The 16,625-nt window shown below is 66.7% G+C and carries 14 protein-coding genes; 9 read left to right on the top strand and 5 right to left on the bottom strand.

What is annotated here, in order from left to right; translation table 11 throughout:
- Window positions 1-129 precede the first annotated feature (129 nt).
- The 8 genes from CVS48_RS10100 (at window position 130) to CVS48_RS10065 (ending at window position 8,543) form a co-directional block, all read left to right on the top strand.
- Entirely contained in the window at window positions 130-1,380 is a 1,251-nt protein-coding gene (locus CVS48_RS10100; RefSeq protein WP_100854327.1) for a CaiB/BaiF CoA transferase family protein, read from the top strand.
- Between the two features lie 41 nt (window positions 1,381-1,421).
- Window positions 1,422-2,387: a Bug family tripartite tricarboxylate transporter substrate binding protein gene (locus CVS48_RS10095; protein WP_100854326.1), complete on the top strand. Its 966-nt coding sequence runs from the start codon at window positions 1,422-1,424 to the stop codon at window positions 2,385-2,387.
- Between the two features lie 211 nt (window positions 2,388-2,598).
- On the top strand, window positions 2,599-4,029 hold the full coding sequence (locus tag CVS48_RS10090) for a gamma-aminobutyraldehyde dehydrogenase (protein WP_100854325.1): 1,431 nt from the start codon (window positions 2,599-2,601) through the stop codon (window positions 4,027-4,029).
- A gap of 14 nt (window positions 4,030-4,043) precedes the next feature.
- On the top strand, window positions 4,044-4,841 hold the full coding sequence (locus CVS48_RS10085) for a nuclear transport factor 2 family protein (RefSeq protein ID WP_100854324.1): 798 nt from the start codon (window positions 4,044-4,046) through the stop codon (window positions 4,839-4,841).
- A 50-nt stretch (window positions 4,842-4,891) separates the two neighbouring features.
- The gene (locus CVS48_RS10080; protein ID WP_100854323.1) at window positions 4,892-5,638 is read left to right on the top strand and encodes a FadR/GntR family transcriptional regulator; all 747 of its coding nucleotides are present in this window, start codon (window positions 4,892-4,894) and stop codon (window positions 5,636-5,638) included.
- Window positions 5,639-5,681: 43 nt separating this feature from the next.
- On the top strand, window positions 5,682-6,458 hold the full coding sequence (locus CVS48_RS10075) for a cache domain-containing protein (RefSeq protein WP_100854322.1): 777 nt from the start codon (window positions 5,682-5,684) through the stop codon (window positions 6,456-6,458).
- A gap of 132 nt (window positions 6,459-6,590) precedes the next feature.
- Window positions 6,591-6,962, top strand: a complete 372-nt coding sequence (locus CVS48_RS10070; RefSeq protein ID WP_100854321.1) for a DUF805 domain-containing protein — start codon at window positions 6,591-6,593, stop codon at window positions 6,960-6,962.
- Window positions 6,963-6,992: 30 nt separating this feature from the next.
- Complete coding sequence (locus CVS48_RS10065) at window positions 6,993-8,543, top strand: NAD(P)/FAD-dependent oxidoreductase (protein ID WP_100854320.1); 1,551 nt, start codon at window positions 6,993-6,995, stop codon at window positions 8,541-8,543.
- Here CVS48_RS10065 and CVS48_RS10060 read toward each other — a convergent pair.
- Complete coding sequence (locus tag CVS48_RS10060; protein ID WP_242001324.1) at window positions 8,540-9,988, bottom strand: MFS transporter; 1,449 nt, start codon at window positions 9,986-9,988, stop codon at window positions 8,540-8,542. The two genes, CVS48_RS10065 and CVS48_RS10060, sit on opposite strands and share 4 nt — an antisense overlap.
- Before the next feature lie 161 nt (window positions 9,989-10,149).
- Between CVS48_RS10060 and CVS48_RS10055 the strand changes: the two genes are divergently transcribed.
- Window positions 10,150-11,037, top strand: a complete 888-nt coding sequence (locus tag CVS48_RS10055; RefSeq protein ID WP_100854318.1) for a LysR family transcriptional regulator — start codon at window positions 10,150-10,152, stop codon at window positions 11,035-11,037.
- A 22-nt stretch (window positions 11,038-11,059) separates the two neighbouring features.
- Here the strand turns inward: CVS48_RS10055 and CVS48_RS10050 are convergent, their stop codons facing one another.
- The 4 genes from CVS48_RS10050 to CVS48_RS10035 all read right to left on the bottom strand — a co-directional run bounded on the left by CVS48_RS10050 (window position 11,060) and on the right by CVS48_RS10035 (window position 16,609).
- A complete protein-coding gene (locus tag CVS48_RS10050; protein WP_100854317.1) occupies window positions 11,060-12,607 on the bottom strand; it encodes an argininosuccinate lyase in 1,548 nt (515 codons plus the stop codon).
- 196 nt (window positions 12,608-12,803) lie between these two features.
- Window positions 12,804-14,789 carry a phosphatase PAP2 family protein gene (locus CVS48_RS10045; protein ID WP_100854316.1) on the bottom strand — a complete coding sequence of 662 codons (1,986 nt, stop codon included), beginning with the start codon at window positions 14,787-14,789 and terminating at the stop codon, window positions 12,804-12,806.
- A gap of 94 nt (window positions 14,790-14,883) precedes the next feature.
- Window positions 14,884-15,861: a LysR substrate-binding domain-containing protein gene (locus tag CVS48_RS10040; protein ID WP_100854315.1), complete on the bottom strand. Its 978-nt coding sequence runs from the start codon at window positions 15,859-15,861 to the stop codon at window positions 14,884-14,886.
- A gap of 76 nt (window positions 15,862-15,937) precedes the next feature.
- Entirely contained in the window at window positions 15,938-16,609 is a 672-nt protein-coding gene (locus tag CVS48_RS10035; protein WP_100854314.1) for a DUF1028 domain-containing protein, read from the bottom strand.
- Between the last annotated feature and the right edge of the window lie 16 nt (window positions 16,610-16,625).

The raw sequence follows: 16,625 nt of genomic DNA, 5'->3' as shown, positions 1-16,625 counted from the left end.
TCGCATGCATCGAACGCATCGAACGCCCCCGCAGCCTGATTCCCGACGGCTGACCGGCCGCCGCTGCTTGCCATGATCGCGCGCTGGCGGATCACCGCCCGTGCGTTGGACATGACCACAACGAGGTCAATGATGTCTGGTTCATCGGAGCACGCTGCACACGCCCCGCCTGCCCGCGCCGCCGGCGCGCTTGACGGCATACGGGTGATTGATCTGTCCCGGGTGCTGGCCGGGCCGCTATGCACCCAGATGCTGTCTGATCAGGGCGCCAGCGTCATCAAGGTCGAGCCGCCCGCCGGCGATGAAACGCGCGCCTTGGGCCCGCCCGTCAATGCGGACGGCGACGCCGCCTACTTCACGGCGGTGAACCGGGGCAAGCGCGCCATCGGGCTGGATCTGTCCTTGCCAGGTGGCCGCGAGGTGTTGCTGCGCTTGCTGGAACAGGCCGACGTGCTGGTCGAGAACTTCATCCCCGGCACGATGGCCAAGTGGGGGCTGGACTACGAAGCCGATTTGAAGCCGCGCTTTCCGCAACTGATTTACTGCGCCATCTCGGGCTTTGGCGAAGACGGTCCGCTGGGCGGCCTGCCCGGCTACGACGCCATCCTGCAAGCCATGTGCGGGCTGATGAGCGTCAACGGCGACGCGGCCAGCGGCCCCACCCGCATCGGCATTCCCATCGTCGACCACCTGACGGGATACACCGCGCAGTCGGGCATTCTGCTGGCGCTATACCACCGCGCGCGGACGGGCCAGGGCCAGCGCGTGGACGTGACCTTGTTCGACACCGCGCTCAGCCTGCTGGTGCCGCACGCCGCCAACTGGATGCACACGCAACGCACGCCCGGGCTGATGGGCAGCGCGCATCCCAACATCGCGCCGTACGACCGCTTTGCCTGCCGCGATGGCGACATCTTCCTGGGCGTGGTGAACGACCGCCAGTTCAAAAAATTTTGCGAGTACATCGGCTTGGCGCCGTTGCTGGAGGACGAGCGCTACACGTCCAACCGCCAACGCCTGCAACACCGCGACGCCTTGCGCGAGGCCATCGAAGGGGCGCTGCGCGATCGCGCGCGCGAGGCGGTCTGCCATGACCTGATGCGGCTGGGTGTGCCGGTGGGCCCGGTCAATAGCGTGCCCGAGGCTTTCGAGCAGGCGCATACGGCGCATCGCGGCATGCGTATTGATCGCGACGGCTACCACGGCATCGGCCCCGCCACGCGCCTGGCCGAGGCGCCCCCGCGCGTGGGCCGCCTGCCGCCCGCTTTTGCGCAGCACACGGACGAGGTCCTCCGGGAGGCCGGCCTCGACGACACCCGCATCGCAAGCTTGCGGGAGCAAGGCGTTCTGCCGCCGCGCAGGCCTCCGCCCAAGCCGTAGCAGCAAGAACGCAAGCCCATAAGAAAACCCAGGACACCACCATGAAATCACTACGTTTGATCGCCGCGCTGGCGGCGACCCTGCTGTGCACGCAGCCCGTGGCGGCGGCGGACAACTACCCTTCCAAACCCGTGCGGATCATCGTGCCGTATCAGGCGGGCCAAGGCACCGACGTGGCCGCGCGCTATCTCAGCGACTACCTGGCGCGCGAGGTCGGCCAACCCTTCATTGTTGAAAATCGCCCTGGCGCGGGTGGCAACATCGGCGCATCCGAAGCAGCCCGCGCCGCGCCCGACGGCTACACCGTGCTGATGGGCACCAACGGCACCCATGTGCTGAACCAGTACATCTACGCCTCCACCAACTTTGATCCCGCCAAGGATTTTGAACCGATCATGCTGGTCAGTTCGTTTCCGATGGTGTTGTTGACGACGCCGGCATCCCCCTACAAGAGCCTGGCGGACCTGCAAGACCCGAAGAAGGCCAAGCCCGACAGCGTCACCGTCGGCATGCCCAGCACCACAGCGCGCCTGGTGTTTGAACTGCTGAAGCAGCAAGGCGTGGCCAGCATACGAGGCATTCCCTACAAGGGCTCCGCCACCGCCACCACCGATCTGATGGGCGGGCAGGTGCAGATCGGCATCGATACCGTCAGCGCCGCGCGCTCGTTCATTACCAGCGGCAAGCTGCGCGCGCTGGCCGTCACGTCGTTGAAGGAGTCGGCCTTGCTGCCCGGCGTGCCGCCCGTGTCGGCGCAGGGCCTGCCGGACTTTCAGGTGATCGCGTGGAACGGCATGTACGCGCCCAAGGGCACGCCGCCCGCGGTGGTGCAGAAGTTGAACGCTGCATTGGTCAAGATTCTGAAGCAACCCGAGGTGCGGCAGCGCTTGCTGGAACTGGGCCACGAACCCGGCGGCGGCACGCCGGCCGAACTGGAAGCCTTTGCGCGCAGCGAACGGCTGAAGTGGGAACCGCTGATTCTCAAGGCGGGGTTGAAAGCTGAGTAAGGGTGCCGGCCGTCGGCAGGCCACCTTCTCAAACCCTCCGATGAATGACAACGCCCGGGCCTTGTGCCCGGGCGTTTGCGTTGATGCGGCTGACTAAGGCGTCCCTGGCAGTTCTGATAGCTCCAGGGTTTACCCCAGCAGAATTAATACCTATAACATCAGAGAATATAACTATTAGAACAAGCCCCCCATCCCCCTTCGGAGACAAACCATGGCGATGCCCACCCTCAAGCATTTCATCAACGGCCAGTACGCGGAGTCCAAGGGCTCTGAGTATTTTGATCTGATCAGCCCCGTTACCGGCCAGCCGATCGCCCGCTCTCCCAACGCCAATGACGCCGACGTGGACGCCGCCTATGCCGCCGCCAGCCACGCCTTCAAGACCTGGGGTCGCAGCACCCCGTCGGCCCGCCAGCAAGCTTTGTTGAAACTGGCCGACGCCGTCGCCGCCAACAGCGAGCGCCTGGTTGACGCCCAAAGCCGCAACACCGGCCAGCTCAAGCACTTGATCGCCTCGGAAGAAGTCGCGGTGTGCGTGGACCAGATCCGTTTCTTTGCCGGCGCCGCCCGCTTCCTGGAAGGCAAGGCCACCGGTGAATACATGGAAGGCCTGACCTCCAGCATCCGTCGCGAACCGCTGGGCGTGGTGGGCCAGGTCACGCCCTGGAACTACCCGCTGATGATGGCCGTATGGAAGATCGCCCCGGCGCTCGCCGCGGGCAACACCGTGGTGCTCAAGCCCAGCGACAGCACGCCTGAAAGCACCTTGCTGCTGGCCGAAATCGCCGCGCCGTTCTTCCCCGCGGGCGCCTTCAACGTGGTGCTGGGCAATGCCGCCACGGGCGCCAAGGTGGTGTCGCACAAGACCCCCGCGCTGGTATCCATCACGGGTTCGGTGCGCGCCGGCCTGCAAGTGGCCGCGTCCGCCGCCGCCAACCTCACGCGCGCTCACCTTGAACTGGGTGGCAAGGCGCCGGTCGTCGTCTTTGAAGACACCGACCTGGACCGCGCCGCGCAGCACATCGCCATGACGGGCTTCTTCAACGCCGGCCAGGACTGCACCGCCGCCACGCGCGTCATCGTCGCGGAATCCGTCCACGACGCTTTCGTTGAAAAGCTGGTGGCCGCCGCCCGCGACACGCGCTTTGGCGAACCCGACGACCAAGACGCGCTGTACGGCCCGCTGAACAACGCGGCGCAACTGGAACGCATCCAGGGTTTCATCAAGCGCCTGCCCGCCCACGCCCGGGTTGAAACCGGTGGTCGCCACGCCGCGCGCGCTGGCTATTACTTCGAGCCCACCGTCATCACCGGCCTGCAACAGCACGACGAAGCCATCCAGACCGAAGTATTCGGCCCCGTCATCACCGTGCAGAAATTCTCTGATGAAGCCGACGCCATCACCAAGGCCAACGACGTGGAATACGGCCTGGCCGCCAGCGTCTGGACGCGCGACCATGGCCGCGCCCAACGCCTGTCGCGCGACCTGGACTTCGGCACGGTGTGGATCAACACGCACATCCCGCTGACCGCCGAAGCACCGCATGGCGGGTTCAAGCGTTCGGGCTACGGCAAGGACCTGTCCGCCTACGGCTTCGAAGAGTACACGCGCGTCAAGCACGTGATGAGCTCGCACGATTAACCGGGGGAATCGCCATGACCACGACTTCACACACCACCCCGCCCAAGGCCAATGTCCTGCGTGACCTTGTCGCCCGCGCGCACCATGAACTATTCACGCTGCGCGACACCGGCGCGCTGGAGCGCTATTTCTCGCCGCGCTTCATTGAGCATTCCCCGCTGGTGAAAGACGGCGCGGACGGCTTGTTCATGCTGGTGCAGGAACATACCGACTTGCATCACGAGGTTTACCGCGTACTGGTGGACGGCGACCTGGTTGCCATCCAGGGCCGCTACACCGGCCTGGGTGAGCAAGCACTGGTGGGCTTCGACATCTACCGCGTGGCCGACAACCGCATTGTTGAACACTGGGACGGCCTGGTCCCCGAAGCCCCGCCCAACGCCAGCGGCCGCACCCAACTGGATGGCCCCACGCAACCGCGCGCGGGCCAGGACGTCGAGGCCAATCGCGCCCTGGTCATGGCCTTTTTCACCCGCGCCCTGATCGAAGGCGACTATTCCGCCTTCAACGATTACTGCAACGGCGAAGGCTTTCATCAGCACAGCCCTGACATCGCCGACGGCACGGTGGCCGTGGTCGACTTCCTGAACCAGTTGCGGGAAGCGGGCCAGGGGCTGCAATACAGCCGCGTGCACCGCAGCGTGGCCGAAGGCGACTTCGTGCTGACGCATTCGGAAGGCAGCATCGCCGGCGAGCGCCATGCCTATTTCGAACTGTGGCGCGTGCAGGACGGCAAGGTCGCCGAACTGTGGGACGCCATCACGCCGGTGCCAGAGGACGGCCAGGCGCGCCATCGCCACGGCATCTTCTAGCGCCACCATGGCATGATGCACGTTTCCCATTCCCGCCCCGGAGTCCCGCCATGACCGCCCACGCCATCGTCTATGCCCCCATCGGCCAAGGCACGCGCTCGGAGCAGGTGGTCGAACGCTTAAGCAACGCGATCGTGGCCGGCCTGCTGCATGCCGACGAGCAACTGCCCAACGAGAACGAGCTTTCACGCCTGATGGGCGTGTCGCCCGTGACCATGCGCGAGGCCTTGAACACCTTGCGCGCCCGGCAGTTGATCGATACCCGGCGCGGACGCAATGACGGCAGCTTCGTGTGCCCGGTACCGGCGCAGATGATGCACGATCGCCATCCGCTGCGGCTGGCCACGCCCGGCGACCTGGCCGACCTGGGCGAACTGCATTGCGCCGTGGTCGGTCACAGCGCGAAGCTGGCCGCGCAACGCTCCACCGCCGATGAACATCAGCGGCTGGCGCGCGAGATCGATCAGTTCCAGGCGGCAGCCGACCCGCAGGCGCGCGCCCAGGCCGACATGCGCTGCCTGCTGATGCTGGCCACCCACGCGCAGTCCGCGCGGCTGGCCAACCAGGAACTGGCGATCCAGGCGGAATGGGCGCCGCTGGTCGCCTCCATTTACCCGCACGCGGCGCTGCACACCGGCATCGTGGGCGCCTACCGCCGCCTGCAGGCCGCGCTGCTTGCAGGCGACGAGGCGGCCAGCAGCGCCTGTGCCCAGGACATGATCGGCATACAAACCGACCACCTGCTTGAACACAAACTGCGGTTGGACGCCACGGCGCCCCCGCCACAACAGACCTAGGGCCGCTGACGCTGGCGGCAAGCCTGGGCAGAGGAGACGGCAGATGAACGAAGACGCTCATATCGACCGCGCCAACGGCATTCTGGAATGCGTCCTGAACGACGCGCAGAACACCGCCGGCGCGCTGGCTGAGGCGGCGGCCCAGATCCTGTCGGGGCAGACCCCGGCGCCGGGCAGCGGCCTGCGACTGTCGGGCGAACACCGCCGCGCGCTGCAAACCCATATTCAGGTGGCGCTGCAACTCAACCCCTGGTGCAACGGCGCGGGCTTTGCCAGCTACGCGGCGCCGGTCGGACCCGAAGACGGCTACTGGACGCTGGAATGGTGGCAGCAGGAAGGCCCGTCGATGCAGCAGGCGCAGTTGGATCGCAACCAGGAAACACGGCGGCGATTGGACTTCCGCGCGTTCGCCTGGTTTGACCAGCCCGCGCGTTGCCTGCGCCCGGTGGTGGAAGGCCCCTATGTGGATTACATCTGCAACGGCGCCTACACCATCACCGCCGCGCATCCGGTGTTGGTGCAGGACGCCTGCGCGGGCGTTGCCGCCGTCGACGTGCTGGTCTCGACGCTGGACCGCATGCTGCTGCCCGCCTTGCACCATATCGGCAAGCCGGCGCTGGTGCTCAATGCCGATTCGCGCGTGGTCATGTCCACCGCCCACCGCATTCGCCCTGGCAGCCTGTGGCGGCCACAGCACGGCGACCGCCTGATCGGCGCCCCCCGCGCGCTGCGCCTGGCGGTACTGCCCGCCGCACCGCCGCGCACGGCCTTCGGCCTGCCCGGCCCCTTGGGCCTGCCGCACCTTAGCGGCCACACGTAGCGGGCCCCAGCCCCTGACGGGCTGACCCCACGCGGGCCACGCCCGCCCCCCCCTATTTCTTTGGCGTTTCCCCGCCGCCCGCACCCACCCCGGCGCGGATGGCGCACATCTTTTGCAAACAGGAGAACCTTCATGAAGTGGTATCTGCAAGCCCTTAAACACTACGCCGTCTTCGAAGGACGCGCGCCGCGTCGCGAGTATTGGATCTTCGTGCTGTGCCAGATCTTGATGGTGCTGGCAATTTCTGCCGTGGAACGCGCGCTGGCCATCGCCAACCCCGAAATCCTGTTCGGCTGGTACACGGCGGGCTTTCTGCTGCTGACCTTTCTTCCCGCACTGGCGGTATCGATACGCCGCCTGCACGATAGCGGCCGCAGCGGCTGGTGGGGCCTTCTGCATGCCGTGCCGGTCATCGGCACCCTGCTGTTGCAGCCCTTCATGCTTGCCGCCGGCGCCTCGGGCCGCAACCGCTACGGCAATGCTCCCAAACTCAAGACGGCCTGAGCCTCCGCACCCGCTTTCAGGAAACTCGACATGACATTGAATCGACGCGAATTCATCCTCAAGACGGCGGCCGCATCCACCGCCGCTTCCGCCGTCGGCGCGCTGGGCCTGTGGCCGGCGGCCTCCTCCGCCCTGTCCTCGCCACTGACCACCGTGCCGCTCGGCAACACGGCCTTGCAGCCCGCCCAATTGCTGCAAGACGCGCGCAAGACCGCCACCCGGCTGGGCATCGACCCGCGCATCTGGAACTGGCGCCAAGATGCCAGCCCGTCCGACCCCATGCCCGCCAACTATTACGAAGCGTCCCTGTCCGAGTGGCCGTCGTTTGGCACCCTGCCCGGCGACCTGGACTGCGAAGTCGTCGTCATCGGCGGCGGCCTGCTGGGCGCGTCCACCGCGCTGCACCTGGCCGAAGCCGGTGTCGACGTGGTGCTGATCGAAAAAGATCATATCGGCTCGGGCGCCTCGGGCCGCAACGGCGGGCAGATGACGCCCGGCCTGGCGCGCTGGGAAGCCGGCACCATGCTGGACAATCTCTCCACCGACGAAGCGCGCCGGCTGTGGCGCTTTGCATCCGTGGAAGCCATGGAAACGGTGGACGGCCTGCGCGACCGCTACGGCTTTGATTGCGACCGCAAGCGCGGCCACATCACGGCGGCGGTACACGCGGGCCACATGGGCGCGCTGGTTGAAAACGCCGACGCGCGCCGCCGCCTGGGCGATGACGACGTGAAGATCATCGGGCGGCACGAACTGAAAGAGCAGTACGTCAAGTCCGACATCTATTTTGGCGCCGCCATCGACGGCGGTGGCGGCCAGGTGCAGCCGCTGGCCTTGCTGCGCGGCCTGGTCCACGCCTTCGTCAAACTGGGCGGGCGGGTCTACGACAACACCAGCGCGCAAGCCATTGAAGCGTCGCCGGGCAGCACGCTGGTCAAGACCGCGCAAGGCGCCATCAAGGCCCGCCGCGCCGTGGTGCTGGCCGTGCACAGCGCCACCTTCCAGTTCATGCCCGGCAGCGCCACCACCGTGCCCTTCTTCACCTATGTGGCCGTCACCCCGCCGCTGGGCGATACCCTGGATGCGCTGATTCCGTCGGGCTTGCCGGTCTACGACACGCAATTGCAAATTGACTACTACCGCCCGGTGCGCAACAAGCGGCTGCTGTTCGGCGGCCAAGGCACGGGCAATTCGTGGTCGCCGCGCGACGTCAACAACTACCTGCTGGACCGCATCAAGACCGTGTTCCCGCAGTTGGAAAAGCCCGAACTGGAATATTCCTGGAGCGGCATCAGCGACCTGACGTTGAACGGCGCCACCGACAGCCGCAAGAGCGCGGGCGACGTGCCGGTGTACATGGTGCATGGCTGGAGCGGCCACGGCGTGGCGCAGACGGTGCGCATCGGCCGCGCCATCAGCGACGACCTGACCGGTCGCAACACCGACTACGCCATGCTGACGCGCTTTGACCACGCGGGCATTCCGCTGGGCCGGCATTTGTCGCCCGTCGCCATTCCGCTGATCAAGGGCGCGCTGGGCGTGATGGGCATCATCAACCCGGCCGACATGGTGTCGTTCTAAGCCACCACCCGCGCGCGGCCCCGGTCCAGCGCCGCCAAGGCCAAGGCCGCCAGCAACAAGGCCGCGGCCAAGGCGTACGTCCACCGCATGCCCGTCGCCAAGTCGGCGGGCGATGCGGCCCGGAGGTCGCCCGCGCCAGCCGCCCAGGCGAACACCGCGCCCATCAACGATGCGCCCGTGATAAAGCCCAGGTTGCGCGACAGGTTCAACACGCCCGATACCGCGCCACGCTGGTCCGCGCCCGCGCTGGACATGACGGCGCTGCTGTTGGCGGCCTGGAACAGCGCGTAGCCGCTGGTGATCACGACCAGCGGCGCCACGTATTCCGCCATGCGCGCCATCCCCGCCACACCGCCGACCACCAGCGGCACCCAGGGCAGCAGGATCGCGCCCGTCGCCATCGCGGCCAAGCCGGCCAGCATCACGCGCTGCGCGCCATAGCGGTCCACGCCGCGCCCGGCCGGCACGCCCACCAGCGCCGCCACGACCGGTCCGCAGGACATCACCAGCCCGACCCGCGCGGCATCCAGGCCCAACGCGCCCGCCAGGTAGAACGGCCCCACCACCAACGTCGTCATCATCACGGTGGACACCAGTGTGTTGGTCGCCACGCCCGCCCGCAGAGTGGGCTGGCGAAACAGCGCCAACTGAATCAAGGGCGACGCGGCCCTGGCCTGCATCCGCACGAATGCCACCGCCGCCACCATGGCCGCCAACAGCAGCACGGCCTGGGTTGCGCCAAAGCCGCCAAAGCCGCCACCCGCCGTCATCGCCAGCGCATACGCCGCAATGCCCAGCGCCAGCAGCAGCGAACCCATCACGTCAAAGCGCGCGCGTGGCTGGGCGACAGGCTTCCGGTGCGCCGGCAGATAAGCCCAGGCCAGCGCAAACGCCACCGCGCCCAGCGGCAGGTTGATCAGGAAGATAAGCGGCCAGCCCCAGCCGCTGATCAGCAAGCCGCCCAAGGTGGGCCCCAACGCCGTGCCCACCGCTGACATCGTGCCCAGCAGCCCCATCACGCTACCAGTCTTCTCCTTGGGCGCGGCTTCGCTGGCGAACGCCATCGTCAACGCCATCATGACGGCGGCGCCCAGGCCTTGTACGGCTCGCGCCCCGATCAAGCCCATCAAGCCGCCCAGCCAGGGTGAAGCGCCACACAGCGCCGACCCCACGGTGAACAGAACGATACCCACCAGCATCAGACGCCGACGCCCCACCAAGTCCCCCAAGCGGCCCACACTGACGATCAGCGTGGTGATGGCAAGCAAGTACGCCAACACCACCCATTGCACGTCTTGAAAGCGCGCCTCGAACGCTTGCGCAAGCGTCGGCAACGCGACGTTGGCAATACTCGTCGCCAGCGCGGGCAGCAGCATGCACAAGGACAGGCAGGCCAAAAGGGGAATGGACGAGGACGGGGAAGCGGGGGAAGCTTGGGTATGCACGATCAGGCCTGCAAGCAAGGCGGGCCACCAACACGGCGCCCTCAACACATCCTAGGCGCTACCGAAACAAGGCGGAAGGCGCAGCATTTGCATTGAATACCTGCACCAAACGCCATATCAAACCCCACAGGCAAGCGCGCATCCATGCTACGTTTGCGAGCATGGCCACGCCCGATCTCAACCTGCTTATCACCCTGGACGCCTTGCTTGACGAAGGCAGCGTGGCGCGCGCCGCGCGACGCTTGCGGCTAAGCCCGTCGGCCATGAGCCGTGCGCTGGCGCGGCTGCGCGCCACCACGGGCGACCCGCTGCTGGTGCGCGCCGGGCGCGGGCTGGTTCCCACGCCGCGCGCGCTGGCGCTGCGCGCCCATGTGCATGAACTGGTGCAAGACGTGGAAGCGGTGCTGCGGCCCGCCGACGCATTGGACCTGACGCGGCTGGATCGCAGCTTCACGCTGCGCGCCAGCGACGGCTTTGTCGAGAATTTTGGCGCCCGGCTGCTCGCCCGCATGGGCGCTGAAGCCCCCGGCGTGCGGCTGCGCCTCATGCAGAAGACCGACAAAAGCAGTGCGCCGCTGCGCGAAGGCGAGGTCGACCTGGAAACCGGCGTGGTGGGCGACGCGGCCAGCCCCGAGCTGCGCACGCGCGCGCTGTTTCAAGACCGCTTCATCGGCGTGGTGCGCGCGGGCCATCCGCTCAGTGGCGGCAAGATCACGCTGGCCCGCTACGCCAAGGCGCAACACATTCTGATGTCGCGCCGCAATCAGGACAAAGGGCCGGTGGACGACGCCTTGGCTGCCACGGGGCGGCAACGGCACATCGCCACCGTGGTGGGCGGCTTCTCCGCCGCGCTGGCGTTGGCCCGGGAAACGGACCTGATCGCCACCGTGCCGGAACGGCACACCGGCACGCTGCGCGCCGGCCTGCATAGTTTTCCGCTGCCCTTCCCGGTACCGGCGATTACCGTGTCGATGCTGTGGCATCCCCGCATGGACGGCGACGCCGCGCATCGCTGGCTGCGCGGGTGCGTGCTGGACGCCGTCCAGTAGCCCCGCGTGCCACGGCTTGCGCTTACTTCGTGGCGCTGGCCGCCAGGGCGTTGAACTGCTTGTCCAGCTCGGCCAGCGACTGGTTGATGTGCGCGCGGCGATCCTGAATCCACTTGCCCTGCTCGCTCAACTGCGCACGCGCTTCTTTCACCATGCGGTCCATCTCGGCCGGCTGCGGGCCGCCGATGGTGGCGCGGTTTTTCACGATGGCCACGGGGTCCAGCGTCGAGCGGAATTCCGCTTCGCTCATTGGCAGCTCCTTGGCGTACTTGGAGTCTTTCATGGCATCCGCGTAGATACGGCGGGCCTGCTCATACGGAAAGTCCAGCGGCTTGATGTTGTTGGCTTTCGCGTAGGTAACCACTTCGGACGCAAAGTGGTGGCCGTCGCGGAACGGCAGCTTGTACTTGCGCATCAGCACGTCGGCCAGTTCCTGCGATGCGGTCCAGTCGCTGTTCAATTCTTCCAGCGCGCGCTCGGGGCTGATGACCATGGCCTTCAACACGCGGTCCCAGCGCTTGAGCGCCGAGATGCCGCTGTCCACCATCGCGGAATTCTGCTTCACGTCCTTGGGGTCGCTCATGCCCGGCGTGATGTTGTGCGTCTGGATGATTGGCCCCATCGCCAGCGTCACGGCGGTGGAGGCGTCGCTGCGGGTGTCGTTCAACAAACCCGGGTTGCGCTTTTGCGGCATGGCGCTGGACACATAGGTGTTGCCACCGCCCTCTTGCAGCAGGATCCAGGGGCGCGACTGCGCGTACTGGGTCATGACGTCTTCAACGAAGTTGCCGGTGCGCAGCGCGATGCTGGTCACGATGGACCCCACTTCCACGGGCTGGTCCATGGACGAAATCTGCGAGGCGTCGTAGGCGTTGTCGACCAATGCTTCAAAGCCCAGGTATTGCGCCATGCGCTTGCGGTCCAGCGGCCAACTGGTGCCGTTGAGCACGGTGGTGCCCATGGGCGAACGGTCGATGCGCGCATAGGCTTCGCGGATGCGCTGCGCGTCGCGCGCCAGGCCCGCTGCCTGACCCAGCAGGTAGTGGCCATAGCTGTTGGGCTGCGCGGCCACGCCATTGGTGTAGTTTGGCACGACGGTGCCGGCGTGCTTGGCGGCCAGTTCCACCAGCGTGGTGGAAGTCTTGTTCAACTGGTCGGCCAGGTCCAGCAGCTTGTCGCGCAGGATGGCGCTGCGGTAGGTCGCGTGCATGTCCTGGCTGGAGCGGCCGGCGTGCAGCAGCGTGATGTCTTCGCCCGCCGCCTTGATCAGCAGGGGCTCGAAGCTGATGACGGTGGCCGGGCGTTTGGCGCCGGGCTGATTGCCGTCGTGGATCACCTTGGCCACGCCCGCCGCCAGGCGCGGCGCCATGGACTTGTCCAACAGCCCTTCGTCGGTGTTGATGACGGTGGTGGCTTTGTTGATTTCCCCCAACCAGAAGAAGGGATCGCGTGGGGTGGCGGGGGCCGTCGCGGGCGTGGCGCCCGCGGCCGGTGCTGTCTGGGCCAGCGCGGCGTGCGCGCTCAGCGACAAAACCAGGGCGGCGCCCAGGGTGGGAAGAAACTGTCTCATGGCGTTCTCGTTATAGGGATGGTCCGGTAGTTTATGGAAAAGCCCCCTCGCCGAAAACCCAGAGTTTCACGGATATGTGGTGACAAAAAAAAAGCCCCTGCCATCCCGAAGGCAGGGGCCAAGCCGGCGTGCCGGCGACCAGGTCGCCCGCCACCGCGCGATATCAAATTCAGCTTGTTGTCATGGACCGCCAGACTCAGCTGGCCGAATCCAAACGCACCTGCACGCTGTCGGCGTTGTACACGGCGGTGGCCTTGAAGCCCTTGACCGTAATCCCGTCGAACGTGCCATGCACCTTGTTGGCGCGCAGCACCGTGATCGTGGTGCCCACCTGCGGCGTATAGCCCGACCGGAAGTCGACGTTCAACTGGCCCGCCAGGGCGGCATCCGAGTTCACGGCGATCTGGCCGGCTTCATCGTCGCCGATCAAGGTTTGCAAAACACCCGCCGAGGTCTGCGTATAGCTACCTTGCACCTGCACGGCATCGGTGGCGTTCAGCGCCAAGGCGCCACCGCTGAGGTACACCGCGCCATCGCCCAGCGCCTTGGCCGAGTCGGCGCGCAACGTGCCGCCCGCAATCAAGGTGCCGCCCGTGTAGGTGTTGGCGCCCGCCAAGCCCAAGGTGCCGGTGCCGCTCTTGGTGAGCTTGCCCGCGCCGCTGATGTCATTGCGCCACACGTCCAGCGCATTGAAGCCGCCACGGCTGGCGGTCATGGTGACGTCCACGTCGCCATTGAAGGCGCCATAGCCGTCGCCCGCCGCAAACAGGTTCAAGCGGCCAAAGCCTTCGGCGTCGTCAATGACCGGATAGCCCGACGGCAGCGCGGTGGTCTTCAACACCACGCGGCGTTGCTCGGCCGTCAGGTACGGCAGGCGCGTTTCCAGCATGACTTCCGCGCCCTTGGGTACGACGGCCGGTTTGCCGGTGTCGCCAATCTGCGTGAAGCTGAACGTCAGGCGGCGACGGTACTCGGCTTTGTTCGCGGCATGATCCGCAAAGCGGTCCTGGTTCACGTCCTGCGAATGCGCGAACGCCAGGAACTGCTCGGGCGTGCTGGCGCCCACGGCGGCCATCAGCGTCTGATGCGCCTGCGCATACGCGACCGAGCGCGTGCCTTCACTTGCGGCATAGATGTTGCCCAGCGCCGAGGCCTGCCCCAACATGCGGCCGCTGATCACGTCCAGCGGTGAATGCATGCCGGCGATGATGCGGCTTTCGCCCAGCTCCAGGCCGCGCGCCAGCAATTCGTGGAAGCGCTCCGGCACCAGGTAAGCCATGCCGATGGCGTTGCGCACGGATTCCGCCGTGTGGCCGCTGGGGTAGCCGCCGTCGGTCGGGGCGGTCAGGCTCTTGGCGGGTTCAAGCGTGGGCACCACCTGTACGGCGGCGCTCCAGCGCCACGGGCGCGCGTACTTGTAGTAGCGTTTGCTGGGCTCGGTGGACGCATTGCCGCCCATGCTCTCCACAAAGGCGATGACATCGCCAAAGGCCGGGTTGGCGGCGCCGCTTACCCCCGTGTTGTTGCCGGTGTCGTCGTACTTCACCGTGGTGGCGTCAGGCGCCACGTCGTTGATGCTGGTGGTCTGCTGGGCGGCCGTGCGCCATGCCGGCGTCAGCGGGCCCAGGCCATCGGTCACGCTGTAGTTCTTGCCCCGGCGATCATCCAGGTAGGCAGCCACGGCCTGCTCCGGCGTGCGCGCGGCGGTGGTGCGCACGACAAAGTCAATGTTCTCGTCGTGCACGGCCTTGTTCTTGACGCGGCCATCCGTGGCGTCGCCGGGCACGCCCGTCCAGTCCGACGCGATGATGCCGGGAAAGCCGTCTGCGCCTGCTGCCGTGACACCGGCATCCACCAGGCGCGTGCGCGGTTCCCAGATATCCAGGAAGCCGCCCAGCACTCGCACGCCGGCATTGGTTTCCAAGGTGGCATAGCGCGGGTCGCCACGCTGGTTCGTGCTGGCGAAATCCACAAAGGCGGGCGCATCGGGCACCGGCGCGGTATCAACTCGGCCCAGCCCGGCGGGCGGTGCCGGGATGACATACGCGACGTCATCGTTCTGGTCTGAGGCGTCGCTGTCGTCATCGCCGCCGCAGGCGGACAAGGCCAGGATTACGGCCAGGGACGTTGCGCGCAAGGCGTAGGCTGGGAACCCCCTGCGCAAGGGTCGTGCTTGAATCATCAGGATCAACCAAACTGGTTAGAGAACGCAGCATGGTAGGGAGAAAATATTTACGCCCGATGACATCCCACTGGCTAAACCCGCGGCTTGCCCGTCATGGCGGATCGGCCGCCGCCACGCCGGAAATGTAGGGATCGAAGAAGCTGGCCGCGCTCATGCCGGGGATGTATTGATCCGAGATATACGCGCGGCAGCGCTGCATGAATGCTTGCGTCAGGCGCGAGGGTTTCATCGGCTTGTACGTGGCCAAGCCCAGCAGCATGGGGCGTTGCTCACCGGCCAGACGCAGGCGCACCAGGCGCTTGCCGTCCAATGATTGGGTCGACTTCGGCCGCACGTTGAAGAGTGCGTAGCCGATGCCGTTGGCAACCATCGAGCGCACCACGTCTTCGGATCGTGAGCGCGCCACGATGTTCGGTTCCAGCCCGGCCTTGGAGAACAGGGACAGGAAATACTCCCGGCTCATGGGCAGGTCCAGCAGCACCATGGGCAACTGCGCCAGCTCATCAAGCGTGACGGCAATCTGCTGCGCAAGCGGGTGCAGTTCGCTGACCAGCACGTGCGGAGGCATGTGCGCCAGCGTTTCAAAGCTGATCTCTTCGCCCAACTGCAGGTCGTAGGTCAGCGCGACGTCAATGTCCAGCGTATGCAGCTTGTTGATGAGCTCTTGCTGGTCGCCCTCGGCCATATGCAGCTCGACCTTTTCAAACGCGCGCGAAAAACCAAAGATGACCTCGGGCGCGATCATTGCCGCCAGCGGCTGGAAGCAGCCCACGCGCAGCACGCCCTGGATCGCGTCCGTGGAGTTCGAGGCAATCTCGTAGAGCTTGGTCGCGCGTTCCAGCAGGTCTTCGCATTCCTGCATGACCTGCATGCCCAGCGGCGTCAGCGCCAGGCCCTTGGAGGGATGACGCACGAACAGTTGCACGCCAAGCTCGGTCTCGATGTGGGCGATGGCCGCCGAGATGGACGGCGGCGAGATGTGGATCTGGGCGGACGCCGCGGCGATGCTGCCGTGCTTGGCCGTCGCCACCAGGTACTCCATCTGGCGCAGGGAAATGCGATTGAGCATGGTCCAACTTGAGGGAACAGGGAATGTTGCAGAGTATCCGGTCTGCCCGTGGCGGTGGGCAACATTTTGCTCAGCCTCAAAGATCGCCCGGCACGCCGAAGCTGGGCGCGTCGCGCGGATCACGCGCGCGCGTCACGTAGGCCGCAAGCTGGGGCTCGTAAATTTTCCACGCGTCGTACAGCGCTTCCACCGGCCCGGCCTCAACCCAATCCAGCCGCAGATCCACAATCGGCCAGTCCAGGTCTTGATACACCAGCAGGCCGGCCGAATGCACCGGCCCCGCTTCCCCACCCGCCGCCTGACCCGCCAGTAACGCCTGCATCAAGCGTTCGGCCAGCGCGCCTTCTGCACGCTCGAACGCGGCCAGCATGGCGCGCGGCACCTCGGTGCTGGCCAGCATGTTGCCGGCGCAGGCGGCGTGTTCGCCCGCCACGCTGGCCAATACGCCCAGCGCGCTGGCCCCCGTGTAAATCGCCGGCGGGTTCGTGGCGTCTATCGCCATCAACTGGCGGTACGCGATGAAGGGCCGCGCTTGCAAGCCATCAAGCGCTTGTTGCGGCGTATGCCCCGCCGCCATCGCGTCCAGCGCCAACGGCCCGAGCGCGGGGTCGGTGATGTTCTGGCTGACGGCGGCCCCCACCCCCGCGCGCGCACGGATGCAGCGCGAGGCCACGGCGGGCGAAGACGACGAGACGGCCGCGCCGAACTGGCCGGAGGCGGGGCAGCGGGCAATGATCGAAAAGGTCATGGTCGGTGGCCTGAAT

Origin of the sequence: Achromobacter spanius, from assembly GCF_002812705.1 — a bacterium.
Taxonomy (GTDB): Bacteria; Pseudomonadota; Gammaproteobacteria; order Burkholderiales; family Burkholderiaceae_B; genus Achromobacter; species Achromobacter spanius.
The sequence above is the reverse complement of the archived record's forward strand: the minus strand, read 5'-3'. Positions and strand labels throughout refer to the sequence as shown.